This window comes from Streptomyces sp. NPDC059499 (assembly GCF_042749285.1).
Classification (GTDB): domain Bacteria; phylum Actinomycetota; class Actinomycetes; order Streptomycetales; family Streptomycetaceae; genus Streptomyces.
In genome coordinates this window covers 24,179-46,536 of record NZ_JBHYTT010000001.1, presented here as the reverse complement: position 1 = coordinate 46,536, position 22,358 = coordinate 24,179, and the positions used below count along the sequence as shown (strand labels likewise).

At 70.9% G+C, this 22,358-nt stretch carries 25 protein-coding genes; 5 read left to right on the top strand and 20 right to left on the bottom strand.

Going from position 1 to position 22,358, the window contains the following annotated elements; genetic code table 11:
* Window positions 1–197: 197 nt before the first annotated feature.
* The gene (locus ACFW9O_RS00225; RefSeq protein WP_384603363.1) at window positions 198–1,247 is read left to right on the top strand and encodes a phosphatase PAP2 family protein; all 1,050 of its coding nucleotides are present in this window, start codon (window positions 198–200) and stop codon (window positions 1,245–1,247) included.
* A gap of 84 nt (window positions 1,248–1,331) precedes the next feature.
* Here the strand turns inward: ACFW9O_RS00225 and ACFW9O_RS00220 are convergent, their stop codons facing one another.
* Window positions 1,332–1,547: an I78 family peptidase inhibitor gene (locus tag ACFW9O_RS00220; protein ID WP_351171237.1), complete on the bottom strand. Its 216-nt coding sequence runs from the start codon at window positions 1,545–1,547 to the stop codon at window positions 1,332–1,334.
* 410 nt (window positions 1,548–1,957) lie between these two features.
* Window positions 1,958–3,241, bottom strand: a complete 1,284-nt coding sequence (locus ACFW9O_RS00215) for a glycosyltransferase (RefSeq protein ID WP_384603361.1) — start codon at window positions 3,239–3,241, stop codon at window positions 1,958–1,960.
* 302 nt (window positions 3,242–3,543) lie between these two features.
* Between ACFW9O_RS00215 and ACFW9O_RS00210 the strand changes: the two genes are divergently transcribed.
* A complete protein-coding gene (locus ACFW9O_RS00210; protein ID WP_384603358.1) occupies window positions 3,544–4,326 on the top strand; it encodes a hypothetical protein in 783 nt (260 codons plus the stop codon).
* Between the two features lie 137 nt (window positions 4,327–4,463).
* On the top strand, window positions 4,464–4,766 hold the full coding sequence (locus ACFW9O_RS00205; protein WP_356416275.1) for a hypothetical protein: 303 nt from the start codon (window positions 4,464–4,466) through the stop codon (window positions 4,764–4,766).
* Window positions 4,767–4,827: 61 nt separating this feature from the next.
* Here the strand turns inward: ACFW9O_RS00205 and der are convergent, their stop codons facing one another.
* The 7 genes from der to ACFW9O_RS00170 form a co-directional block, all read right to left on the bottom strand.
* Window positions 4,828–6,297, bottom strand: coding sequence for a ribosome biogenesis GTPase Der (der, locus tag ACFW9O_RS00200; RefSeq protein WP_384603355.1), 1,470 nt, complete (start codon window positions 6,295–6,297; stop codon window positions 4,828–4,830).
* Window positions 6,298–6,376: 79 nt separating this feature from the next.
* Window positions 6,377–7,054: a lysophospholipid acyltransferase family protein gene (locus ACFW9O_RS00195; RefSeq protein WP_384603352.1), complete on the bottom strand. Its 678-nt coding sequence runs from the start codon at window positions 7,052–7,054 to the stop codon at window positions 6,377–6,379.
* Window positions 7,051–7,767, bottom strand: a complete 717-nt coding sequence (cmk, locus tag ACFW9O_RS00190) for a (d)CMP kinase (protein ID WP_384603349.1) — start codon at window positions 7,765–7,767, stop codon at window positions 7,051–7,053. Before cmk ends, ACFW9O_RS00195 begins: the two co-directional genes overlap by 4 nt.
* A 102-nt stretch (window positions 7,768–7,869) precedes the next feature.
* The gene (locus ACFW9O_RS00185; protein ID WP_351179181.1) at window positions 7,870–8,955 is read right to left on the bottom strand and encodes a prephenate dehydrogenase; all 1,086 of its coding nucleotides are present in this window, start codon (window positions 8,953–8,955) and stop codon (window positions 7,870–7,872) included.
* Window positions 8,952–9,314 carry a chorismate mutase gene (aroH, locus tag ACFW9O_RS00180; RefSeq protein WP_351179178.1) on the bottom strand — a complete coding sequence of 121 codons (363 nt, stop codon included), beginning with the start codon at window positions 9,312–9,314 and terminating at the stop codon, window positions 8,952–8,954. The genes ACFW9O_RS00185 and aroH overlap by 4 nt, the downstream gene beginning before the upstream one ends.
* Before the next feature lie 36 nt (window positions 9,315–9,350).
* Window positions 9,351–9,965, bottom strand: coding sequence for a TetR/AcrR family transcriptional regulator (locus ACFW9O_RS00175; protein WP_384603346.1), 615 nt, complete (start codon window positions 9,963–9,965; stop codon window positions 9,351–9,353).
* A 17-nt stretch (window positions 9,966–9,982) separates the two neighbouring features.
* On the bottom strand, window positions 9,983–10,345 hold the full coding sequence (locus tag ACFW9O_RS00170; protein ID WP_351179172.1) for a DUF1304 domain-containing protein: 363 nt from the start codon (window positions 10,343–10,345) through the stop codon (window positions 9,983–9,985).
* Between the two features lie 152 nt (window positions 10,346–10,497).
* Between ACFW9O_RS00170 and ACFW9O_RS00165 the strand changes: the two genes are divergently transcribed.
* Window positions 10,498–10,941: a Rieske (2Fe-2S) protein gene (locus tag ACFW9O_RS00165; RefSeq protein WP_384603343.1), complete on the top strand. Its 444-nt coding sequence runs from the start codon at window positions 10,498–10,500 to the stop codon at window positions 10,939–10,941.
* 18 nt (window positions 10,942–10,959) lie between these two features.
* Entirely contained in the window at window positions 10,960–11,655 is a 696-nt protein-coding gene (locus ACFW9O_RS00160; RefSeq protein ID WP_384603340.1) for a DNA polymerase beta superfamily protein, read from the top strand.
* Here ACFW9O_RS00160 and ACFW9O_RS00155 read toward each other — a convergent pair.
* The 11 genes from ACFW9O_RS00155 to ald all read right to left on the bottom strand — a co-directional run bounded on the left by ACFW9O_RS00155 (window position 11,652) and on the right by ald (window position 22,297).
* On the bottom strand, window positions 11,652–12,428 hold the full coding sequence (locus tag ACFW9O_RS00155; protein WP_384603337.1) for a DNA polymerase beta superfamily protein: 777 nt from the start codon (window positions 12,426–12,428) through the stop codon (window positions 11,652–11,654). The genes ACFW9O_RS00160 and ACFW9O_RS00155 overlap by 4 nt on opposite strands.
* Before the next feature lie 3 nt (window positions 12,429–12,431).
* The gene (locus tag ACFW9O_RS00150) at window positions 12,432–13,454 is read right to left on the bottom strand and encodes an ADP-ribosylglycohydrolase family protein (RefSeq protein WP_384603335.1); all 1,023 of its coding nucleotides are present in this window, start codon (window positions 13,452–13,454) and stop codon (window positions 12,432–12,434) included.
* A complete protein-coding gene (locus tag ACFW9O_RS00145; protein WP_351179157.1) occupies window positions 13,451–14,182 on the bottom strand; it encodes an NUDIX domain-containing protein in 732 nt (243 codons plus the stop codon). The genes ACFW9O_RS00150 and ACFW9O_RS00145 overlap by 4 nt, the downstream gene beginning before the upstream one ends.
* Window positions 14,179–15,258 (bottom strand): AAA family ATPase, encoded by a 1,080-nt coding sequence (locus tag ACFW9O_RS00140; RefSeq protein WP_384603333.1) that lies wholly within the window; start codon window positions 15,256–15,258, stop codon window positions 14,179–14,181. The genes ACFW9O_RS00145 and ACFW9O_RS00140 overlap by 4 nt, the downstream gene beginning before the upstream one ends.
* On the bottom strand, window positions 15,255–15,905 hold the full coding sequence (gene pnuC / locus ACFW9O_RS00135; RefSeq protein ID WP_384603331.1) for a nicotinamide riboside transporter PnuC: 651 nt from the start codon (window positions 15,903–15,905) through the stop codon (window positions 15,255–15,257). The genes ACFW9O_RS00140 and pnuC overlap by 4 nt, the downstream gene beginning before the upstream one ends.
* Before the next feature lie 134 nt (window positions 15,906–16,039).
* On the bottom strand, window positions 16,040–17,215 hold the full coding sequence (locus ACFW9O_RS00130) for a pseudouridine synthase (RefSeq protein WP_351179148.1): 1,176 nt from the start codon (window positions 17,213–17,215) through the stop codon (window positions 16,040–16,042).
* Window positions 17,215–17,865 (bottom strand): SMC-Scp complex subunit ScpB, encoded by a 651-nt coding sequence (gene scpB, locus ACFW9O_RS00125; protein WP_384603328.1) that lies wholly within the window; start codon window positions 17,863–17,865, stop codon window positions 17,215–17,217. The genes ACFW9O_RS00130 and scpB overlap by 1 nt, the downstream gene beginning before the upstream one ends.
* Window positions 17,862–18,998 carry a segregation/condensation protein A gene (locus ACFW9O_RS00120; protein ID WP_384603325.1) on the bottom strand — a complete coding sequence of 379 codons (1,137 nt, stop codon included), beginning with the start codon at window positions 18,996–18,998 and terminating at the stop codon, window positions 17,862–17,864. The genes scpB and ACFW9O_RS00120 overlap by 4 nt, the downstream gene beginning before the upstream one ends.
* 108 nt (window positions 18,999–19,106) lie before the next feature.
* Entirely contained in the window at window positions 19,107–19,697 is a 591-nt protein-coding gene (locus ACFW9O_RS00115; protein WP_384605185.1) for a hypothetical protein, read from the bottom strand.
* Window positions 19,694–20,812: a ParA family protein gene (locus ACFW9O_RS00110; protein ID WP_329212580.1), complete on the bottom strand. Its 1,119-nt coding sequence runs from the start codon at window positions 20,810–20,812 to the stop codon at window positions 19,694–19,696. The genes ACFW9O_RS00115 and ACFW9O_RS00110 overlap by 4 nt, the downstream gene beginning before the upstream one ends.
* A 369-nt stretch (window positions 20,813–21,181) precedes the next feature.
* The gene (gene ald / locus ACFW9O_RS00105) at window positions 21,182–22,297 is read right to left on the bottom strand and encodes an alanine dehydrogenase (RefSeq protein WP_384605182.1); all 1,116 of its coding nucleotides are present in this window, start codon (window positions 22,295–22,297) and stop codon (window positions 21,182–21,184) included.
* Window positions 22,298–22,358 lie beyond the last annotated feature (61 nt).

Here is a 22,358-nt window from a genome sequence, read left to right as displayed (position 1 = left end):
AAAGATGCGCGGCACCATTACAGCGATGATCAAACATTCCTACGAATTGCCACCGGGGTGAATAGGCCGCAAGGCTGATCGGATTCTCCGTGGCACCCGTAATAGATGCCGGTCTGAGACAAAGTCCACATCACATCGTCATCACAAAGAGCCGGGATCGGCCGGATCGCACACTCACTCGCTGTAACGTCCTTTGCGTGCGTACCGACATCTTTGCCCGGCTGGACCGGGAGCCGGAACCGCCGAAGATAGAGATCCCGCGGATGAGTCGTCACCGCATCGCTCTCTTCGGCGGGACTTTGGCGTTCTATCTCGCCATCGTCGTTGCCGTGCTGGTCTCGTCCTGGCTGGTGGCCCTCGACTGGAAGGTCATGCTGTTCCGGCCTTACCAGCAGTGGCCCGGACTCCATGCCTTCCTCGACTACTACGTCGTGCTCGGCCAGCGTGGCCCCACGGCCGTGATGGTCGCCTCCTGGCTCGGCTGGCGCTCCTGGCGTCAGCACACGCTGCGCCCCCTGCTCACGCTGGGCGCCTCGCTGCTGCTGCTCAACGTGACGGTCGGGGCGGTCAAGCTCGGCCTGGGGCGGCTCGGCCCGCACTACGCCACCCAGATCGGCTCCGCGGAGCTCTTCGCCGGCGGCGATATATTTCCTTCGGGACACACCGCCAACGCCGTGGTGACCTGGGGAATCCTTGCCTACCTGGCCACCACGCCGCGCGCCAGGCGCTATCTGTCGGCCCTGTCCGCGTTCGTCTCGCTGGGCGTGGGGCTGACCACCGTCTACATCGGCACGCACTGGCTCAGCGACGTCCTGCTGGGCTGGGCCGCCGGTCTGCTGATCCTGCTGGCCCTGCCCTGGTTCGAGCCGCTGATCACCCGTACGGAGGTCTGGGTCCTGTCCGTGCGCGAGCAGTGGCGCGCGCGGCGCAGGGCGCGGGCCGCCGCCCCGGTGGCCGCGGACGGCCCCGCGCCGGTGCTCCTGCCCCAGTCGCTGAGCGCGCTCGGCGCCGAGCGCGCTCAGCGTGCCGAGGGCTGTGACTCCGTACCGGACGCACCGGACGCACCGACGGTCGGCGGCCACACCGGCACGGGCACCCGGGCGAGGGCGCACCCCCCGCACGGGGTCCGCTCGGAACGGACGCCGATCACCCCGGCCGGCTCGCGGCGGCCGCCGCACGCGGACCGCACCCCGCGGGGCGGCACGACTCCGGCCCACCCGGTGACGGGCGGATCGGTCGCCCCCTGAGCTGCGCGGACGGTACGCACAGCCGCTTCCCTGCATGAGTGAAGGCCCCGACTCCGGTCGGGGCCTTCACTCGTACGGAGGGGTTCAGCCCACCCAGCAGCGGGTCACGGTGGAGGCGTCGACCTCGAAGTTGATCCGCCCGCCGACGAACTCCATGGTGATGAAGGTGCCCGGCGCAAGAGCCCTCACCGTGCTCCAGCCACGCGCTCTGGCCTGCCGTTCGGCGGCTTCGGCGTCGAGGCCGACGTACGACTGGGGGGTGTCGTCCGGCTGGGCGGGAGGGGTCGGTATAGGTGCCATACCTCTCACCGTAGGCGGCACCGCACCGTGACGGAAGCCGGGGCGGAAACAAGCGGCAATGCATCCCCACGTACCTCACCGGTCACGCTTGTGTCACAGGATCCCCACACCCGTTTACTTCGAACCGCTTCACCCGAACGAGCCACCCGAGTGCACACAGTAAGAATGCGGCCCGTCCGGAGAATGACTATCCGGTGCCCACGAAGGGAATTGCGGGAGAGATGCGGCACGAGCTCCGCATTCCCCCCGACTCACGGAGACTGGCGTGAAAAGTTTCGCCACCCCCTGAATGTGCGCGGCCTTATACGGGTCTTATGAATCCGCCGCCGCGATCCCCTCCGCGCCCCTCGCCCGCCCCCGTCCGTCCGCACTATCCGGAATGAAACGATCCGGGATGTCATGGCCAGAGCTCACCCGGCACGCCCCTTGCGCACCGCGTCGGCCGCCTTGTAACGCAGCGCATACGCCCCGTCCAGGACCGTGCCCCTGGAGCGGTGGAGCACGGTGCGCAGCACGCTCCGGGAACGGCCCCGCGGGCCTTGCGCCGCCAGCTCGGTGAAGAGCTTCTCGTGCTGTTCCGCGATCAGTGCCGGGTCGAACCGCGCGGAGGAGGCCCGCGCGGCACGCCCCATCCGCCGCCTCAGCTCGTCGTCGTCGATCAGGGCGAGCAGGGCCCGCGCGAACGCGTCGGTGTCCCCCACCGGCACGAGCCGCCCGTCCGTGCCGTCGTCGATGATCTCGGCCGGACCGTGCGGGCAGTCGGTGGCGACCACCGGCAGACCGCAGCGCATCGCCTCGACGATGGTCATGCCGAACGACTCGCGCTCCGAGGTGACGGCGGCGATGGAGCCCTTGGGCCACTCCGCCTCCATCGGATGGACCGAGCCCATGAGGCGCACCCGGTCCTGGAGCCCGAGTGCGTCGATGAGTCCGCGCAGTGTCTTCTGCTCGTTGCCGGTCGCGTCGCCACCGCCGTAGATCCGCAGCCGCCAGCCGGGGCGGGCAGCCGCCACCTCGGCGAAGGCACGCACCAGTAAGTCGTACCGCTTGACCCGGTGCAGCCGGCCCGCCGCGATCACCCACTTGGCGTCGGAGCCCGCGGGCGGGCCTGCGGGCTCCGGCACGCTGTTCGGGATGGACTCGATCCGTACGCCGGGCAGACGCAGCCTGTTCCGGTAGTCGCGGGCGTCCGCCCGGGTGACGGTGGTGACCGCGTCGAGCAGTCCGTACCGGTGGCTTATCTCCCGCCGCAGCCGGTAGCTGTGGCTGTCGAGGGTGAGGTGCTCCTGGCCGATGCGCACGGGCCCGCGCCGCGCCTGTGCGCTGATGTGGACGTTGAGGCCGGGGCGCGTGCCGATGACGACATCCGCTTCGAGCGCGCCCAGATGCGCCGCGATCCTGGTGTCGGTGAGCCTGCTGTACTGCCGGTGCCTGGTGTCGCCGCGCGGGAACACCGCCGCGGGCCTGGCATGTGCGCCGTCGCCCCCCTCGTAGTACGGACTCGCCTTGCGCAGATCGACGAGGTGGCTCATCCGTACGCCGCCGGGCGCACCCAGCGCGGGTTCGTCCCGGTGCCGGAAGACCGACACGATGTCGACGTCGTGCTGCTCGGCCAAGGTCTGCGCGAGCGTGAAGGTGGTACGGATCGTTCCCCCGATGCCGTACGCGTTGTGGAGCAGAAATGAAAGGTGCATTACGTAGTCGTTTCCCCTGATCGACTGGTCTGCAGCGGACATTACGTGGCATCAGGAACGGTCACAGGGCTCGCACAGGAGTCGTGCAGAGTCGTGACAATTCGAACGAACGCCCGTGCACAGGGGATTGATCCGCGGAATATCCGACTCCGTATCAGTTTCCCGATCTGTCGATGTATCGGCCTGCCGACTCTCCCGCTTTTCTCCTCACGATTCGCGCGTGACCCCGGCCCCGGATCGCCCGTTGTCTCTTCATGAGCCGGGAACCGCCCGGCCCACGCACCGAGTTCGAGGAGCCACCCGTGCCGCGCATGCTCGACGTCAGCGAGGACGTACGCGCCGAGATCGGCGACGCCGAAGCCGACCGGCTGCTCGTCGGCGACAACGCCCCAGGCAGTTACGACTGCACCTCCTGCCGCACTCCCGGCGACTCCGACCAGGAGCGCACCAGCACGGTGCTGTTCATCGGTGAGGAGACCGCCGTACTCGCGTTCGCCCACGCGACCTGCATCCCGTCGCAGGTCGTCCAGGTCGCCGAGGACCAGCTGCAGGGCGCCGTGCGATCCATCACCGGCAGCGAGCCACAGAACGCGGAGAGCCTCATGCCCCAGCAGGCCGTCCTCGGCATCACCAGCGGTCTCGTCCTCATCGAGGAGGACCTCCGCCCGGCCCTGGTCGTCGAACCGACCGGCCCGATCGCCCGGCCGGGCACGGACGGCCTCGAGGGCGACCAGTTCCTCCAGCTGCTGCAGGAACAGGGTTTCCTGCACACGCCCGACCTGAACCGTCTGCCGGCCGTGCTCCCCGGCTGGTCGGTCCTCCTCGCCATGGGGCAGCTGCACGCGGTGCTGCAGCCCGGCGCCGGGGGCGGCAACCCGGTCGCCTGGTGGCAGGCCCATCAGCCGCTCCAGGTCACCGAGGGCTGGCGGGCGGCGGCGAACAAGTCGCAGACCGTGCTCGTCTTCGCCGCCCCGGCGGGCTCGATCGGCCAGCAGCCGCGCGAGGACCTGCTCCGCGACGCGCTGGACAAGGCCGCCGTCAACGGGCTCCTGGTCGCCGCGTCGATGCCGCTGGCCGGGACCTGACCGTGTCCGTGCTGCCTTCCCACACCCGCCGAACAGCGTTTTCTCCGCCCGGCCCGCATCCGACGGGCGGTGAGGTCGTTGGCACCTACGTGCACTCATACGACCCTCCGCGCCAGCAGCAGACCCCGATCCCGGCCATGCGCCCGTCGCAGGACCCCTCGGGCGGCAAGTCCCCCACCCCGATCTACGACGCGCTGTACTCCGAGTACCGGCGGTCGTTCCGGGCGCTGCCTGGGGACCGGAGCGGTGAGGAGAATCTCGGCTTCAGAACGTTCGGCACCGGGATGTTCGGCAGCCGTGCGCCGCTGGGCGGCCGCACGGCGAACGGGCAGGGCAGCCAGAGCACCCACACCGGGAACCTCGGGTCCTGGCAGCGGGTCGGACGGCATGCCGGGCACGCCCGGCCCGCGGCGCTGCCGCCCGGGTCCTCGGACGCCTGACGGCACGACGAAGCCCCGGACCACTCGCTCCGTGCGAGCGGTCCGGGGCTTCGTCGTGCCGTTACTTCTTGCGGCCGCGCTTCTCGCGCACGCGGACCGAGATGTGGAGCGGAGTCCCCTCGAAGCCGAACTCCTCGCGCAGGCGGCGCTCGACGAAGCGGCGGTAGCCGTGCTCCAGGAAGCCGGAGGCGAAGAGCACGAACCGCGGCGGCTTCACGCCGGCCTGCGTCCCGAAGAGGATGCGGGGCTGCTTGCCGCCGCGGACCGGGTGCGGGTGGGAGGCGACGATCTCACCGAGGAAGGCGTTCAGCCGACCGGTCGGGATACGGGTCTCCCAGCCCTCGATCGCGGTCTCGATCGCCGGGACCAGCCGCTCCATGTGGCGGCCGGTGACGGCCGAGACGTTGACGCGGGGAGCCCAGGCGACCTGCGCGAGCTCCGTCTCGATCTCGCGCTCGAGGTAGTACCGACGCTCCTCGTCGAGGGTGTCCCACTTGTTGAAGGCGAGCACGATCGCGCGGCCCGCCTCGACGGCCATCGTGACGATCCGCTGGTCCTGGACGCTGATGGACTCGCTCGAGTCGATCAGGATGACGGCGACCTCGGCCTTCTCCACGGCGGCCGCGGTGCGCAGGGAGGCGTAGTAGTCAGCGCCCTCCTGGAGGTGGACCTTGCGACGGATGCCGGCCGTGTCGATGAACTTCCAGGTGATGCCGCCGAGCTCGATCAGTTCGTCGACCGGGTCACGGGTGGTGCCGGCGAGCTCGTTGACGACGACCCGGTCCTCGTTGGCGACCTTGTTCAGGAGCGAGGACTTGCCGACGTTCGGGCGGCCGATGAGCGCGATGCGGCGCGGGCCGCCGAGGGCGGTGCCGAACGTCTGGGCCGGCGCCTCGGGCAGCGCCTCCAGCACGGCGTCGAGCATGTCGCCGGTACCGCGGCCGTGCAGCGAGGAGACCGGGTGGGGCTGCCCGAGACCGAGCGACCAGAGCGCGGTCGCGTCCGCCTCGCCGCTCTGTCCGTCGACCTTGTTCGCGCACAGGACGACGGGCTTCTTCGCCTTGCGCAGCAGCCTGACGACGGCCTCGTCGGTGTCGGTCGCGCCGACCGTCGCGTCGACGACGAAGACGACCGCGTCGGCCGTCGAGATCGCGTACTCGGCCTGGGCGGCGACGGAGGCGTCGAGGCCCAGCACGTCCTGCTCCCAGCCGCCGGTGTCGACGAGCCTGAAGCGGCGGCCGGCCCATTCGGCCTCGTAGTTCACCCGGTCGCGGGTGACGCCCGGCTTGTCCTGCACGACGGCCTCGCGGCGGCCGAGGATGCGGTTCACCAGGGTCGACTTGCCGACATTGGGACGGCCGACGACGGCGAGGACGGGAAGCGGGCCGTGACCGGCCTCACCGATCGCGCCCTCGACCTCTTCGGGGTCGAACCCCTCCTGCGCGGCGAGCTCCATGAACTCCGCGTACTCGGCATCGCCAAGTGCTCCGTGCTCGTGGTCCGAGCCGTCGGAGTGAATCTGGTCGTTCATGAAGTCCGTTCCCTCTTTGCATCATCATCGATGGGCCACGATCGCGCGGCCCACTACTCAAGTCTCGCAGGCCCTGCCGTCAAACCGCTGACGGCCGGGCCTGGCGCCCGGTGAGGCGCCTGGCGTTCGCCAGGTGAGCGGTCAGCTCTCCCTGGATACGGAGCGTCGCCTCGTCCAGCGCCTTCCGGGTGCGCCGTCCGCTGCCGTCGCCGGCCTGGAAGGCGTCGCCGAAGACGACGTCGACCCGGCTGCGCAGCGGGGGCAGTGCCGGTATCAGCCGTCCGCGGCTCTCGGTGCTTCCCAGGACCGCCACGGGGACGATCGGTGCCCCGCCGCGTACGGCGAAGTACGCGAGTCCTGCCCGCAGGGAGGCGAAGTCTCCCTCACCCCTGGTGCCCTCGGGGAAGATCCCGAGGACCCCGCCGTTGTCCAGCACACCGAGTGCCTGGGTGATGGCGGTGCGGTCGACGGTCGTACGGTCCACCTTCAGCTGACCGATTCCGCGCAGGAACGGGTCGAGGGGGCCGACGAACGCCTCTTTCTTGATCAGGAAGTGGACGGGCCGGGGCGCGGTGCCCATCAGCATCGGTCCGTCGATGTTGTGCGCATGGTTCACCGCGAGTATGACGGGTCCGGCGGCGGGTACCCGCCACGCACCGAGGACTCGTGGCTTGAACAGCCCGTACATGAGCCCGATGCCGATGCCCCGTCCGACGGCCGCTCCGCGCAGTGCGGGTGCGGCAGTGGCTTCGGTCACTTCACGGCCTGCTTCTCCCCGACGAGGGTGACGACGCACTCGATGACCTGCTGAAGGGTCAGCTCGGTGGTGTCCACCTCGACCGCGTCGGCGGCCTTGGCCAGCGGCGAGGTCTTGCGGCCGGAGTCGGCTGCGTCCCGCTTGATCAGCGCCTCCTTGGTGGTGGCGAGATCGGAACCCTTGACCTCACCGCTGCGACGGGCGGCGCGCGCCTCCGGGGAGGCGGTCAGGAAGATCTTGATGTCGGCGTCGGGCAGGACGGTCGTACCGATGTCCCGGCCCTCGACGACGATGCCGCGCTCGGCCTCCGCGGCGATGGAGCGCTGCAGCTCGGTGATCAGGGTGCGCACCTCCGGGACGGCGCTGACGGCGCTGACCTTGGAGGTGACCTCCTGGGTGCGGATCGGGCCGGAGGCGTCCTCGCCGTCGACGGTGATCGTCGGGGCGGCCGGGTCCGTTCCGGAGACGATGACCGGCTTGGCGGCGGCGGTGGCGATCTCGGACGGGTTCTGCACGTCGATGCCGTTGTTCAGCATCCACCACGTGATCGCCCGGTACTGGGCGCCGGTGTCCAGGTAGCTCAGGCCGAGCTGGGTGGCGACGGCCTTGGAGGTGCTCGACTTGCCGGTGCCGGAGGGTCCGTCGATGGCGACGATCACTGCGGCCGGTGCGGTCCGGGCGGCGGCGCTTACGGTTTCCACGGTGGTGGACACCTTCCTGGTACACGGGGTGGGCGGAGCGGGGCCACGGGACGGCCTCCCCCAAGGTTACCGAGTGCGGGAAGGGCCCTTGCGCACCCCTGTCCCGCCGTCCCGCTACGGGCGGATCGACCAGCCCCGCTCGCTGAGCGCCGCGCTCAGTGCGGGCGCCGCGCTCGGCTCGACCATGAGCTGGACCAGACCGGCCTGCTGCCCGGTGGCGTGCTCGATGCGTACGTCCTCGACGTTGACCCCGGCCCGCCCGGCGTCGGCGAAGATCGCGGCCAGTTCACCGGGCCGGTCGCTGATGAGCACGGCAACGATCTCGTACGAGGCCGGGGCTGCGCCGTGCTTGCCCGGCACCCTCACCCGGCCGGCGTTGCCGCGGCGCAGGACGTCCTCGATGCCTTCGGTGCCCGCGCGGCGCTTGTCCTCGTCGGCGGACTGGAGGCCGCGCAGCGCCCGTACCGTCTCGTCCAGGTCGGTGGCGACGCCGGCCAGGACGTCGGCGACCGGGCCGGGGTTGGCGGAGAGGATCTCCACCCACATCCGGGGGTCGGAGGCGGCGATCCGGGTGACGTCCCGGATTCCCTGGCCGCACAGGCGTACGGCGGTCTCGTCGGCCTCCTCCAGGCGGGCGGCGACCATCGAGGAGATCAGCTGCGGGGTGTGGGAGACCAGGGCGACGGCGCGGTCGTGCGCGTCGGCGTCCATGACGACAGGAACAGCGCGGCAGAGCGCGACCAGTTCCAGGGCGAGGTTGAGGACCTCGGTGTCGGTGTCCCTGGTCGGGGTGAGGACCCAGGGGCGGCCCTCGAAGAGGTCGGCGGTGGCCGCGAGGGGGCCTGAGCGCTCCTTGCCGGCCATGGGGTGCGTACCGATGTACGGGGTGAGATCTATGCCGCGCGCCTCCAGCTCGCGGCGCGGGCCGCCCTTGACGCTGGCGACGTCCAGGTAGCCGCGGGCGACACCGTCACGCATGGCGGTGGCCAGTACGGACGCGGTGTGCGCGGGCGGTACGGCGATGATCGCCAGGTCGACGGGGCCCTCGGGCGCCTCTTCCGTACCGGCCCCGAGAGCCGCCGCCGTCCCGGCCGACGTGGTGTCCCGGTCGACGAGGTGGACGTGGACACCCCGACCCGCGAGAGCGAGGGCTGCGGAGGTGCCGACCAGGCCGGTTCCGATGACGACGGCTGTTCTCACTGGGCGATGTCCTTGCGGAGGGCGCCGGTGGCGCCGAGGTAGACGTGGCTGATCTCTGCTTTGGCGAGATACGTCTCGACGTGCGCGAGTATGCGGACCACCCGGGGCATGGCCCCGGTGATGTCGAGCTCCTGGGCGCAGATCAGCGGTACGTCGACGATGCCGAGGCCGCGTGCGGCGGCGGCCGGGAAGTCGCTGTGCAGATCGGGGGTGGCGGTGAACCAGACGCTGATCAGGTCGTCGGCGACGATCTGGTTGCGCTCCAGGATCGCGGTGAGCAGCGCACCCACCTGCTCGTCCATGTGTCCGGCTTCGTCCCGCTCCAGCTGGACGGCGCCTCGGATCGCTCGTACCGCCACGTCGTAACCCCTTGCTTCCTCGATCTGCGTGCTCTTTCAGCCTAGAGGTGCGGCGGGACCCGCGGTCGCCGTGCTCTGTCCGTGAGACGCCGCCGCGGCATGCACGGCGAGGAGGTTGCGCCAGATCCGTCCGGCGAGCCGCTCCGGTGTGGCGTCGGTCCGGTCGTGGACCCAGTCGGCGAGCATTCCGGTGAACAGCCCGGCCACCGCGCTCGCGGTGAGGTCGTGGCCGCTGCCGCCGGGCCTGCGCCGCCGCAGCTCGTCGAGGCTGCGCTGCCGCAGCTGCTGGTGCAGCAGGTCCCCGAGGGGTCCGCCGGGGCCGAGCAGGCTCCGGTAGACCGGGGCCCGGTCGCGCACGTCCCCGAGCAGGGCGACCAGCTCCTCCGGGGGCGCGTCGGGTCCGGGGGGTGTCCGGTCCCAGGCATGGAGGGCGTCGACCGCCTCCCGTACGGCCCCGGCGCACGCGTCCAGGGCCAGGGCGCGCAGATCGTCGTAGTGCAGATAGAAGGTGGCGCGCCCGACGCCCGCCCCGCGCACCACGTCCGCGACGCTGACCCGGTCCAGCGGCCGGTCGGCGCAGGCCTCCAGCAGCGCCTCACGGAGCCTGCCGCGGGTGCGTGCGGTCCGCGGGTCGCCGCTGCCGTCCGTCACCGCCGGCGCCATGGTGCTCAGCCCGCCGACAGGACGAGGGCGAGGGCGAGGGCGGCGGGCGCCGCCTGGACGTACAGGATCTTGCGGCTGACGGTGACCGCCCCGTACACCCCGGCGACGATCAGGCAGCTCAGGAAGAAGATCTGGGCCTGGTACGCGACGGGATCGCCCGCGATCAGGCTCCACACCAGTCCGGCGGCCATGAATCCGTTGTAGAGCCCCTGGTTGGCGGCGAGCGCGGCGCTCCGGCCGGAGAACTCCTCGGTCGTGCCGAAGGCCTTCCGGCCGCGCGGGGTGTCCCAGAGGAACATCTCCAGGACGAGGAAGTAGGCGTGGATCAGCGCGACGAGCGCGACGAGCACCTGGGCGGCGGTCTGCATGGCGTTCGGCCTCCTGCGAAGAGATTTCCTGGACAACCGTACAGGAAGTCCCTCCACGGCCACCCGCCCGGGCGCACCCTCCGCGCGGTTGCTTCGTCCGCCCGGCCCGCGGCGCCACGATGCCTCTCATCGACCAACACGCGAGGAGAGCCATGAACGCACGGCGAAGGACGGTCCTGACGGCGGGCGCCGCCGCACTGGCGACCGGCTGCGGCTCGTCCGGTGACGGGGACAGCGACGGGAGCACGGCGCCGGCCTCCGCCTCGGAGACCGGGAAGAGCCCGGAGGCCTCGGGGACCCCCACCGGCACCGGGGAGCTGACCCGGACCTCCGACGTCCCGGTCGGCGGTGGCACGATCTTCAAGGACCGCAAGGTCGTGGTGACCCAGCCGAAGGCGGGCGAGTTCAAGGCCTTCTCCGCCGTCTGCACCCACGCGGGCTGCATCGTCGCGTCGGTGAGCGACGGCACGATCAACTGCGCCTGCCACGGAAGCAAATTCAGCATCACGGACGCCGCCGTCGAGGCCGGCCCGGCCACGCGCCCGCTGCCCGCCGAGCAGATCACCGTCGAGGGCGACAGCATCCGTCTCGGGTAGGCCGGTAGCCTCGCGCGCATGATCACCCCTGAGGCCGAGGCCCTCGTACGCGACCACACGGTCTACTCGTGTGTGATGGGCTCCCGCGCCTTCGGGCTGGCCACGGACGACAGCGACACGGACCGGCGCGGGATCTTCCTCGCGCCGACCCCCCTGTTCTGGCGCTTCACCAAACCGCCGACGCATGCCGACGGACCCGATCGGGAGCAGTTCTCCTGGGAGCTGGAGCGCTTCTGCGAGCTGGCACTCCGGGCCAATCCCAATGTGCTGGAGTGCCTGCACTCACCTCTCGTGGAGCGGATCGACGACACGGGCCGGGAACTGCTCGGCCTGCGCGAGGCGTTCCTGTCCCGCCGGGCCCACGAGACGTTCGTCCGCTACGCGCTGGGCCAGCGTAGGAAGCTGGAGGCGGACGTCAGGCAGTACGGCGCCCCGCGCTGGAAGCACGCCATGCACCTGCTGCGGCTGCTGGCGAGCAGCCGGGACCTGTTGCGGACGGGCCGGCTGACGATCGAGGTCGGCGACGCGCGGGAGGAGCTCCTCGCGGTGAAGCGGGGCGAGGTCCCGTGGTCCGAGGTGGAGCGCCGGATGGCACGCCTGGCCGAGGAGGGCGACGAGGCTGCCGCTCGTTCGCCCCTGCCCCCGGAGCCGGACCTGGAGCGCGTGGAGGCGTTCCTGGTCCGGGCACGGAGGGCTTCGGCGGCTGCCGGCTAGCCGAGCCGCGCGCGGACCACCAGGTCGTGCAGCGCGTCGAACCCCGACCCGGCGTCGGCCAGCCGGGACCGGCCCTGGGCCTCGTCCAGGACCGTGTGCAGTGCCTCGACGTCCCGCGCCGCCACCGCACCGTCCACGGTACGGGCGCCGCCGTGCTCGGCCTCCGCCTTGGCTTCGATCAGGGAGGGCAGGTAGGCGGGTGCCGCGACCTCCCCCAGCAGCGTCGGCAGGTGCGCCACCAGTTCACCGCTGCGCATGAGGTGGATGCCGGTGAGCAGGGCCCGGAACGTGTAGAGCAGCGGTTTCAGTTCACCGGTCTTCTCGAAGAGCCGCCACTGGGTGCCGGCGAACCCGCGGTAGTGGTGGGCGTGGTTGCGGGTCAGCACGCTCGGCGCCAGTGCGGTCAGTTCGGTGTGGAGTGCGGTGGTGTGCACGACCAGCGGGGACAGCAGCTGCTCCAGTACGTAGCCGTTGGGCTTCAGCATGAGGCGGACGAACTTGCGGAGATCGTGGGTGACGAGGTCCATCTCGACGCCGTCGCGGTCCCACATGCGCGAGCGCGTCTCCTCCGGGTCGCGCAGCCCCACGAGGTCCTCCGCGGGAAGGACGTGGACCCCCCGCAGGTCCACGTCCGAGTCGCGGGAGGGGAAGCCGTACAGATGCGCGCCGGAGACCGTGGCGAACAGGAGCGGGCCGGGCTCCTCGGCGAGGACCGGGGTGAAGTCGGTGACCGGCAGCCCGGCCCGCTCGAGGGACGTCGTGTCGAGGTGCATGGATCAAGAGTCCCAGAGCGCACCGAGCGACAGCAGGTCGCTCCGGTACTCGATGCGTTCCGACCATTCCTTGGGCCAGGCCGCCGCCCCCAGATGCGCCCCGGCCAGCGCTCCCGTCAGGCAGCCCAGCGAGTCGGAGTCGCCCCGGGTGCAGGCGGCCCTGCGCAGTGCGGTGGCCGGTTCCTCCGGGAAGAGCAGGAAGCAGTGCAGGGCCGTGGCGAGGGCCTCCTCGGCGATCCAGCCGTCGCCGGTCGCCTCGCAGGGGTCGGTCTCCGGGGAAGGGTGACGAAGGGCGTCCTGGACCGTGGCCAGGGCGCTCAGGCACTCGTCCCAGCCTCGGCCGATGTACTCCTGGGGCGAGGCGTCGCCCGCGTACCGCCAGAGGTCGCCGAGCCAGCGCTCCAGGTAGCGGCCCCTGCTCTCGAACGCGTAGCTGCGCAACTGCCCCACCAGACCCATGGGTTCGGCCCCCTGCGCCAGCAGGAACACCGCGCGGGCCATCAGGTCGGATGCGGCCAGGGCGGTGGGGTGGCCATGGGTGAGGGCGGCCTGGAGCTGGGCCGCACCGGAGCGCTGTTCCTCGCTGAGGCCGGGTACGAGCCCGACGGGTGCGACCCGCATGTTGGCGCCGCAGCCCTTGGAGCCTGTCTGGCTGGCCTCCTGCCAGGGCCGCTCGCTGTCGAGGAGACGGCAGGCCGTCATGCAGGTGCGTCCGGGGGCGCGGTTGTTGTCCGGCGAGTGGAACCAGGCGACGAACTCCTCGCGGACGGGGCGCACCAGCCGCAGCGGGGTGAGCAGTCCGCGGTCCATGGCGGTGCGTATGCCGCGTCCCAGGGCGAGTGTCATCTGGGTGTCGTCGCTGACGATCGCCGGTTTCGGGAGCCGCATCTGCCGCCACGGCCCGCACTTGGCGAGGATGGACGGCACGTTGTTGAACTCGGTGGGGAAGCCCAGCGCGTCACCGAGCGCGAGCCCGGTCAGCGCGCCCGAGGCCGCCTGTTTGGTGAGAGTCCTTGTCGGGATCATGATGTCCGTCCTTCCGGGCGCAGGAGTGGAGGGTGCAGGGCGGTGGCGGCACCCGCCCGGTACAGGGCGGCCGGTTTCCCCCGTCCGCCGGTGCGGCGCGGCGGTCCGTCGACGGCCTCGACGAAGCCGGGCGTGGTCAGGACCTTGCGCCGGAAATTGGGCCGGTCGAGCTCGACGCCCCAGACGGTCTCGTAGACCTGCTGGAGGTCCCCGAGCGTGAACTCGGCGGGGCAGAAGGCCGTCGCCAGACAGGAGTACTCGAGCTTGGCGCCGATCCGGTCGCGCGCGTCGGCCAGGATGCCGTCGTGGTCGAAGGCGAGCGGCCCGGTTCCGCCGGTGTCCCACCACTGCGCGCGCGCCGCGTCCCCGCCGCCGCGCGGTTCGGGCAGGTCGGGCACGAGAGCGGCGTACGCGACGGAGACGACCCGCATCCTGGGGTCGCGGTCCGGGTCGCTGTAGGTGCGCAGCTGTTCCAGGTGGAAGGCGCTCACGGTGTTCTGGGTGAGGCCCGTCTCCTCCGCGAGTTCCCGGCGTGCCGCCTCCTCGGCCGATTCGCGGGGCAGGACGAACCCGCCCGGCAGTGCCCAGTGGCCCTTGTAGGGGTCCTCGCCCCGTTCCACGAGCAGCACGTGGAGCCTGCTTTCCCGGACGGTGAAGACGGCGAGGTCGACGGTGACGGCGAAGGGCGCGAAGGCATGGGGGTCGTATCCCTCGGGGACGGTGCTCATCGCTTCTCCGGGAGGGGGTCGGTGAGGTACGGGCCGGAGGCGAGGAGTTCGTCGACCGCGGCGACCGCTGTGTCCAGCCGTGTCCGGTGCGGGCCCGTGACCTCGATGAAATTCCTTCCTGTACGGGTGAGTTCGGCACGGAAGCGGTCCGTCATCCAGGGCCGCAGCTCCTCGCCGTCGCGCAGTCCGTCGTCCTCGAAGGCGACGCCCTCGTGATCGGTGAGCAGCCAGAGGTGGTGGGTGATCCGGTCGGCGGTCTTCTCCACGAGCGGGTTGCGTCCGCCGATGTACCTCTCGTGCCAGACGGTGGTGGCGAAGGAGTCCGTGTCGCAGAAGAGCACCGGGGAGCCGATCCGGGCGGCAGCCTCCTCGCGGTCGTTCTGGGTCTCGGCGATGAAGGGGAAGTCGTCGGTGGTGAAGGCGACGTCCTCCCACTGCGCTCCGGGCCACCGGCTGCGCAGGTCCGCCAGCTTCCGTTCGCTGAACTCCCTTCCGTACTCGGCGACGTACTGGGTGTGCGCCCAGGTGCCGCCGCGCCACCGGTAGTGCTCGGTCAGTGCCCGGGCCAGGGTCGTGGTGCCGGTGGACTCGGCGCCGAGGACGACGATGCGGCGGGTGAGCGCGGCCCGTACGGGCGGCTCGAGGAACTCCCAGTTGCCGGCCGGGTCCGCGCGGACCGCGGTGCCGGAGACGGGGAAGGCGGTGCGGCCGGGGTCGACGAGGACGGACCGGGCGCCGAAGCGGCGGGCGAGTTCGTCGCCGTACGACTCCGAGGTGAAGACGGCGTCGACCTGTTCGGGTACGGCCCCGGTGAACACGGCCATGTGCGCGTCCCAGATCGCGGGGTCGTTCAGGTCCATGGGGGTGTCGTCGACGGCGCCCACCACCCGTACGTCCGGGTGCACTTCGCGCATCCAGGCGACCCGGTCGGCCAGGGGCACCGACTCGACGGAGGCGGCGCAGACCAGGACGGTGAGCCGCTCGCACCGGTCCTGGGCGGTGCGGACGAGGTGGTGGTGGCCGGCGTGCGGCGGGTAGAACTTGCCGAGGACCAGGCCGTGCCCGTAGCTCTTCATGCGGGCACCCGCTCCCGGCCCGGGGCCGCAGCGAGGTCGCGGCTCCAGTTGCGCAGCCCGATGAGGCAGAGCGTGAGGAAGCCGGCGTACAGCAGGGAGGTCAGGTAGAGCTCCTTGTACGCGTACAGCGGGATGTAGACCACGTCGGCGGCGATCCACAGCCACCAGGACTCGACCCGCTTGCGGCACTGCCCGTACGTCGCCATGAGGGACAGCGAGGTCGTCAGGGCGTCCCAGAACGGCACCGTGGAGTCCGTGGCCCGGGACAGCAGGAGGGTGAGCCCGAGGGTCCCCGCCACCCCCGCCGCGAGCAGCCAGGTCCATTCGGTGCGCGTGGTTCTGCGCACCGGCAGGACGGTCGCACCTGGTCCACCCCCGTGGGTCCAGGTCCACCAGCCGTACGCGGCGAGGGTGATGAAGACGATCTGCAGGCCGGCGTCGGCGTACAGACCGGACTGGGCGAACAGCAGGATGAAGAACAGGTTGTTGGCGATGCCGATCGGCCAGTTGGCGAGGTGCTGGCGGGCCACGAGCCACACGCACAGCGCCCCGCTGCCGAAGCCGAGCACCTCGGTCCAGCTGACCGGGGTGTCCAGGACCGTCACCAGGGGCTGTTGCAGGGGGTCGAGTATCTCCGCGAGCGTCACGCCGTTCCTTCTCTCTTCTTTATGGTCACTCTGACTATAAAGAAGAATCGGCGGCAGCAAAAGGGCCCGCGGCCGGTTCCTGTTCGAAAACGAACCAGGAACCGGCCGCGGGCCGTTCGGTGCGGGGGCGCGGGTTACAGACCGACCTCGCGCATCAGCATGCCGACCTCGGTGTTGGTCAGGCGGCGCAGCCAGCCGGACTTCTGGTCGCCGAGCGGGATCGGACCGAAGGACGTACGCACGAGCCGCTCGACCGGGAAGCCGGCCTCCGCCAGCATCCGGCGGACGATGTGCTTGCGGCCCTCGTGGAGGGTCACCTCGACCAGGTAGTTCTTGCCGGTGTTCTCGACGACCCGGAAGTGGTCGGCGCGGGCGTACCCGTCCTCCAGCTGGATGCCGTCCTTGAGCCGCTTGCCGAGGTCGCGCGGGAGCGGACCCTGGATGGCGGCCAGGTAGATCTTCTTCACCCCGTACCCGGGGTGCGTCAGACGGTGGGCCAGCTCACCGTGGTTGGTGAGCAGGATGATGCCCTCGGTCTCGGTGTCGAGCCGGCCGACGTGGAACAGCCGCGTCTCGCGGTTGTTGACGTAGTCGCCGAGGTTCTGACGGCCGTCGGGGTCACCCATCGTGGAGACGACACCGGCAGGCTTGTTCAGCGCGAAGAACAGGTGCGACTGGGTCGCGACGGTCAGGCCGTCGACCTTGATCTCGTCCTTCTGCGGGTCGACACGCTTGCCCTGCTCGAGGACGATCTCGCCGTTGACCTCGACCCTGGCCTGCTCGATGAGCTCTTCGCACGCCCGGCGCGAGCCCATGCCGGCGCGGGCGAGGATCTTCTGCAGCCGCTCGCCCTCCTGCTCGGCGCCCGGGTGCGTCTTGGGCGTCTTGACGTCGGGCTTGTCCGCGTACCTGTCACGGTTGCGCTGCTCGATCTTGGCGTCGAGCTCGCGGGGGCGGGACGGAGCGCCCACGCGGCGTCCACCCTTGGTCACGTTCTGTGCGGACTTGGGGCCGCCCTTGGCCCCGCCGCGGGCCGCCGCGCCGCGGCCCTTGCGGGCGCCGCCGTCGCCGCCCGGCTTGTCGGAGCCCACGTCGTAGCGGCGCTCCTCGGGGCGGGGCCGGCGGGGGCGCTGCTCCTGCTTGTCGTCGCGCGCGCCCTCGCGCCCGCCGTCACGTCCGCCGTCACGTCCGCCGTCGGCCTTCGGTCCCCCGGCCTTGGGCCGGAAGGAGCCGCCCGAGCCGCCCCGGGGGTTCCGGTTGCCGCCGCTCTTGCCGCTGCCGCTTCCGTTGCTGCTGCCACTGCTTCGCATCAAAATTCCGTCTTGTCGTCTGCGTGAGTTTCCGGGGTGTCCGGTGCGTCCGGATCGAACGACGGCACACCCTCTAGCGTCTCAGCCTCGATCGCGTCCGCCTCCGGGAGGAAGGGCGCGAGCTCCGGGAGCTCGTCCAGGCCTCGCAGGCCCATGCGCTCCAGAAAGTAGTTCGTCGTCCTGTACAGGATCGCACCTGTTTCGGGTTCCGCGCCCGCCTCCTCGACCAGACCCCTCTGGAGGAGGGTCCGCATGACCCCGTCGCAGTTGACCCCGCGCACCGCCGAGACCCTCGACCGGCTCACCGGCTGGCGGTAGGCGACCACCGCGAGCGTCTCCAGGGCTGCCTGGGTGAGCCGGGCGTGCTGTCCGTCCAGGACGAAGCCCTCGACCGCCTCCGCGTACTCCGGGCGGGTGTAGAAGCGCCAGCCCCCGGCGACGAGCCGCAGGTCGAAGCCGCGGCGCTGGACGGTGTACTCGTCCGCCAGCTCCCGCAGGGCGTCCGCGACGGCCCGGCGGGGCCGCTGGAGCACCTTGGCGAGGTGTTCCTCGGTGGCGGGCTCGTCGACGACCATCAGGACCGCCTCCAGAGCGGGCTTGAGGTCGAGACCGGCGACCGTACCGTCGCGCCCGTCATCTTCTGCGCTCATTCCCGTTCGCCCTCCAGTATCTCTCGCGCCTCTTGGTCGAACTCGTCCGTCACCAAGGCTTCGGCCCCTTCCACGCCCGCCCAGCGCACGATGAGATCACCGAGCGCCTCCTCCTGGTCCAGGACGACCGCCTTCTCCCGGTAGAGCTCCAGGAGCGCCAGGAACCGGGCGACCACGGTGAGGGTGTCCGGGGCGTCCTCGGTGAGCGTCCGGAAACTGAGCTCGCCCTCCGCGCGCAGCCGCGCCACCACGATCTCGCCCTGTTCACGGACGCTGACCAGGGGTGCGTGGATGTGGTCGACGTACACCTGCGGCTTGGGCTTCGGCTGCATCGCCTTCACCGCGAGCCTGGCGAAGCCGTCCGGGCCGATGCTGATGACGACCTCGGGCAGCAGCGCCGCGTGATGGGGTTCGAGCCCGACGGTACGGGGGTAGCGGCGGGATTCGGACTCCAGCCGCTCGCTGAAGATCTCGGCGATCCGCTTGTACGCCCGGTACTGCAGGAGCCGTGCGAAGAGCAGGTCCCGCGCCTCCAGGAGTGCGAGGTCCGCCTCGTCCTCCACTTCGGCGGTCGGAAGCAGCCGGGCGGCCTTCAGGTCGAGCAGGGTCGCGGCGACGACGAGGAACTCGGTGGTCTGGTCGAGATCCCAGTCCGGGCCCATGGCCCGGATGTGTCCCATGAACTCGTCGGTGACCTTGGACAGCGCGACCTCGGTCACGTCGAGCTTGTGCTTGGAGATCAGCTGGAGCAGCAGGTCGAAGGGGCCTTCGAAATTGACCAGCCGCACGGTGAACCGCTTGTCGTCGGCCGCCTCGGGCGCCGGATCCCTGTCGGGCGTCCTCGGGTCCGAGGCAGGACCCGAGGCGGGATCCGGAGCCGGAGCGGTCTCCGTGTCCGCCCGGGCGGCCTGCGGCACGTCTGTGGCGCCCTCACGGGGGTCACCCGCGCCGGGACCCTCCTCCGGGCCTCCCGGGGCCTCTCCGGCCTCCTGCGGCGCGCCTGCCGGCCCCACAGGTACGTCCGGCGGGTCCGTCGGCCCCACGCCTACGTCCGGCGGGCCCGTGGGCCGGACACCCGGTCCGCGGCCGAGAGCACGGCGGGGCGGACGGGCGGGGTCGTCGGCAGTCGGCATTGCGGTCCAGGGGTGCGGCGGAGTGACGGACGGGCGCTGGCCCGTGCACACGGGCCGGGCCGCCCGTGGGGCGGCCCGCTCCCGGGCAGGCTACCGGCGCCGCACCGGTCAGCGGCCCCGCAGCCTTCGTACGAGGATGCTCGCGTCGCCCCGCGACTCCAGGTCGGCGAGCACCACCGCGACCGCCTCGCGGACGATGCGCCCGCGGTCGACCGCCAGTCCGTGCTCACCGCGCAGCACGAGGCGTGCGTGCTCGAGGTCCATCAGTTCCTCGGCGGACACGTAGACGGTGATCTTCTCGTCGTGGCGCTCACGACCGCTGGGCCGGCGGTTCGCGCCGCGACCGCCGCCGCGACCGCGCTGCGGCTGGACGACCGGAGGAGCCTCCTGCGGTGCGTTGCCGCCCGGCCTGCCCGCGGCGGACCCGGCCCGTTCGCCCCCGTCGGCGCGGCTGCGGGAGCCGCCCCCGTCGGAGTCCGCCGCGGAGTGCTCCTCCCGGGACGGAGCGGCGGAGGAACCTCCCCCGGCGGAGCCGCTCTGCCCGGCCGTGTCCGCGGCTGCCGAGGTGTCGCTCTCCCCGGCCGGCCCGGGCACGCGTGCCTCGCCGTTCGCCTTGCGTCGCCGTTCGGCCGGGGACGAGGCCTGAAGGCCCATGCCCCCGGTGGTGCGGAACAGCTCGTCGGCCCCCGGCAGACTCACTCGGCGTGACACCGGGCGAGCACCTCCCTGGCGAGCTGGCGATAGGCGGCGGCACCGACCGAGTTGGAGGCGTACGTGGTGATGGGCTCGCCGGCGACCGTGGTCTCCGGGAAGCGCACCGTGCGCCCGATGACGGTGTGGTAGACGTGCTCGTCGAAGGCTTCGACCACGCGTGCGAGCACCTCACGGCTGTGCACCGTACGGGAGTCGTACATCGTGGCGAGGATGCCGTCGAGCTCCAGCTCCGGGTTGAGCCGCTCCTGGACCTTCTCGATGGTCTCGGTGAGCAGCGCCACCCCGCGCAGTGCGAAGAACTCGCACTCGAGCGGGACTATCACCTTGTGAGCCGCCGTCAGGGCGTTCACGGTGAGCAGGCCGAGCGAGGGCTGACAGTCGATCACGATGTAGTCGTAGTCGGCCATCAGCGGCTTGAGCGCACGCTGCAGCGTCGACTCCCTCGCCACCTCGCTCACCAGCTGCACCTCGGCGGCCGAGAGGTCGATGTTGCTCGGGAGCAGGTCCATGTTGGGTACGGCGGTCTTCAGGAGGACCTCGTCGGCCGCCATGCCCCGCTCCATGAGCAGGTTGTAGACCGTGAGGTCGAGCTCCATCGGGTTGACCCCGAGTCCGACCGACAGGGCACCCTGCGGGTCGAAGTCGACGAGCAGGACACGTCGTCCGTACTCCGCGAGCGCGGCACCGAGGTTGATGGTCGACGTGGTCTTGCCGACACCGCCCTTCTGGTTGCACATCGCGATGATCTTCGCGGGGCCGTGATCGGTCAGCGGACCGGGAATCGGGAAGTACGGCAGCGGCCGGCCGGTCGGGCCGATCCGCTCGCGGCGCTGGCGAGCGGCGTCGGGCGCGAGGGTGGCCGCGTACTCCGGATCGGGCTCGTACTCGGCATCGGGGTCGTAGAAGTGCCCCTCGGGCACCTCGGCGAAGTCGGCGAAGTGGGCTGTGTCTCGGCCACTTTCGTTGCCGGCCATGGCGTTCACGTGTAGGCCGTCCATCATCTGGGGGGCTGTCGTCATGTGCTGGTGGGTGGCGAAGGTGCGGACAGCGACGGAGCCGACAGCTTCGAGCCCGATCGGGCTCAGACCCCGTGCAGGCATCCCTGGTTGACCACCCCCGGGAGTAATTGTCGACTCATTCACAAGTCGTCTTACCTCCTTGGATGTGACCAGGAAACTTATCGATAGGTCAGCGTGGCACCATGCCGACGATTGGCGACTCTATGGCGTGTCACCGGTTCGCAGCAACACAATCCGCCGGACCCGGCCCGATGTGTCGGCAATCGAACACCCCTCTGTCAAGAGTGCACGGGGAGCGGAGCGCATCATTCACGGGGGTGCAAAACGGGTAGAGGGTTACGTCTCCGGCGAGTTGAGCGGGGCCCCCGACGGGCCCCGGCATGAGTCCGGCCGGACCTTGCTGGGCAAGGTCCGGCCGGACTCATGAGGTTGACGAACGGCGTTGACCGTTCAGCCGAGAAGCGTGCTCAGTTCGACGTGGTCGAGGCCGTGCGCCTCGGCCACCTCGCGGTAAACCACCTGTCCGTCATGGGTGTTGAGACCCCGGGCGAGGGCGGCGTCACGCCGCAGCGCGTCGACCCAGCCGCGGTTCGCGAGCTCCAGGATGTAGGGCAGCGTGGCGTTCGTGAGCGCGTAGGTGGAGGTGTTCGGCACGGCGCCCGGCATGTTCGCGACGCAGTAGAAGACCGAGTTGTGAACCATGAAGGTCGGCTCGGCGTGCGTCGTCGGACGCGAGTCCTCGAAGCAGCCGCCCTGGTCGATCGCAATGTCGACAAGGACACTTCCGGGCTTCATTTTGGCGACCAGCTCGTTGGTGACGAGCTTCGGGGCCTTCGCGCCGGGGATGAGCACGGCACCCACGACGAGGTCGGCCTCGACGACGGCCTTCTCGAGCTCGAGCGCGTTGGAGACGACCGTCCGCACCTTGGTGCCGAAGATCTTGTCGGCCTCGCGGAGCTTGTTGATGTCACGGTCGAGCAGCGTGACGTGGAAGCCGAGACCGACGGCGATCTGCGTGGCGTTCCAGCCGGACACGCCGCCGCCGATGACGACGGCCCTGGCCGAGCCCGTACCGGGGACGCCGCCGGGGAGCACACCGCGACCGCCGACCGAGCGCATCAGGTGGTACGCGCCGACCTGCGGGGCGAGGCGGCCCGCGACCTCGGACATCGGAGCGAGCAGCGGCAGCGCGCGGGTCACGGTCTCGACCGTCTCGTAGGCGATCGCGGTCGTGCCCGACTCCAGCAGCGCGTCCGTGCACTCGCGGGAGGCGGCGAGGTGCAGGTACGTGAAGAGGGTCTGGCCCTTGCGGAGGCGGTGGTACTCCTCGGCGACCGGCTCCTTGACCTTGAGCAGCAGGTCGGCGGCGGCCCAGACCTCGTCGGCGGTGGGAAGGATCTGCGCCCCGGCGGCGACGTACTCCTCGTCCGGGATGGAGGAGCCCTCGCCGGCGTGCTGCTCGACGAGGACCTGGTGGCCGTGACGGACGAGCTCATGCACTCCGGCGGGGGTGATCGCCACCCGGAACTCGTTGTTCTTGACTTCGCGGGGGATGCCGACCTTCACGTCGATCACGGTCCTTGGCTCGGAGGATGGCTCGGACATGACGGGAGATACCCGCATGAAT

Excerpts from the sequence above, each read along its gene's own strand:
- scpB (WP_384603328.1), bottom strand. The coding sequence starts at position 17,865 with ATGAGCGCAGAAGATGACGGGCGCGACGGTACGGTCGCCGGTCTCGAC.
- ACFW9O_RS00150 (WP_384603335.1), bottom strand. The coding sequence starts at position 13,454 with ATGATCCCGACAAGGACTCTCACCAAACAGGCGGCCTCGGGCGCGCTG.
- ACFW9O_RS00140 (WP_384603333.1), bottom strand. The coding sequence starts at position 15,258 with ATGAAGAGCTACGGGCACGGCCTGGTCCTCGGCAAGTTCTACCCGCCG.
- ACFW9O_RS00165 (WP_384603343.1), top strand. The coding sequence starts at position 10,498 with ATGAACGCACGGCGAAGGACGGTCCTGACGGCGGGCGCCGCCGCACTG.
- ACFW9O_RS00215 (WP_384603361.1), bottom strand. The coding sequence starts at position 3,241 with ATGCACCTTTCATTTCTGCTCCACAACGCGTACGGCATCGGGGGAACG.
- ACFW9O_RS00130 (WP_351179148.1), bottom strand. The coding sequence starts at position 17,215 with ATGCGAAGCAGTGGCAGCAGCAACGGAAGCGGCAGCGGCAAGAGCGGC.
- der (WP_384603355.1), bottom strand. The coding sequence starts at position 6,297 with ATGAACGACCAGATTCACTCCGACGGCTCGGACCACGAGCACGGAGCA.
- ACFW9O_RS00155 (WP_384603337.1), bottom strand. The coding sequence starts at position 12,428 with ATGCACCTCGACACGACGTCCCTCGAGCGGGCCGGGCTGCCGGTCACC.
- ACFW9O_RS00220 (WP_351171237.1), bottom strand. The coding sequence starts at position 1,547 with ATGGCACCTATACCGACCCCTCCCGCCCAGCCGGACGACACCCCCCAG.
- ACFW9O_RS00145 (WP_351179157.1), bottom strand. The coding sequence starts at position 14,182 with ATGAGCACCGTCCCCGAGGGATACGACCCCCATGCCTTCGCGCCCTTC.
- ACFW9O_RS00170 (WP_351179172.1), bottom strand. The coding sequence starts at position 10,345 with ATGCAGACCGCCGCCCAGGTGCTCGTCGCGCTCGTCGCGCTGATCCAC.
- ACFW9O_RS00160 (WP_384603340.1), top strand. The coding sequence starts at position 10,960 with ATGATCACCCCTGAGGCCGAGGCCCTCGTACGCGACCACACGGTCTAC.
- ACFW9O_RS00120 (WP_384603325.1), bottom strand. The coding sequence starts at position 18,998 with ATGCCGACTGCCGACGACCCCGCCCGTCCGCCCCGCCGTGCTCTCGGC.
- ACFW9O_RS00205 (WP_356416275.1), top strand. The coding sequence starts at position 4,464 with ATGCGCCCGTCGCAGGACCCCTCGGGCGGCAAGTCCCCCACCCCGATC.
- ACFW9O_RS00110 (WP_329212580.1), bottom strand. The coding sequence starts at position 20,812 with ATGCCTGCACGGGGTCTGAGCCCGATCGGGCTCGAAGCTGTCGGCTCC.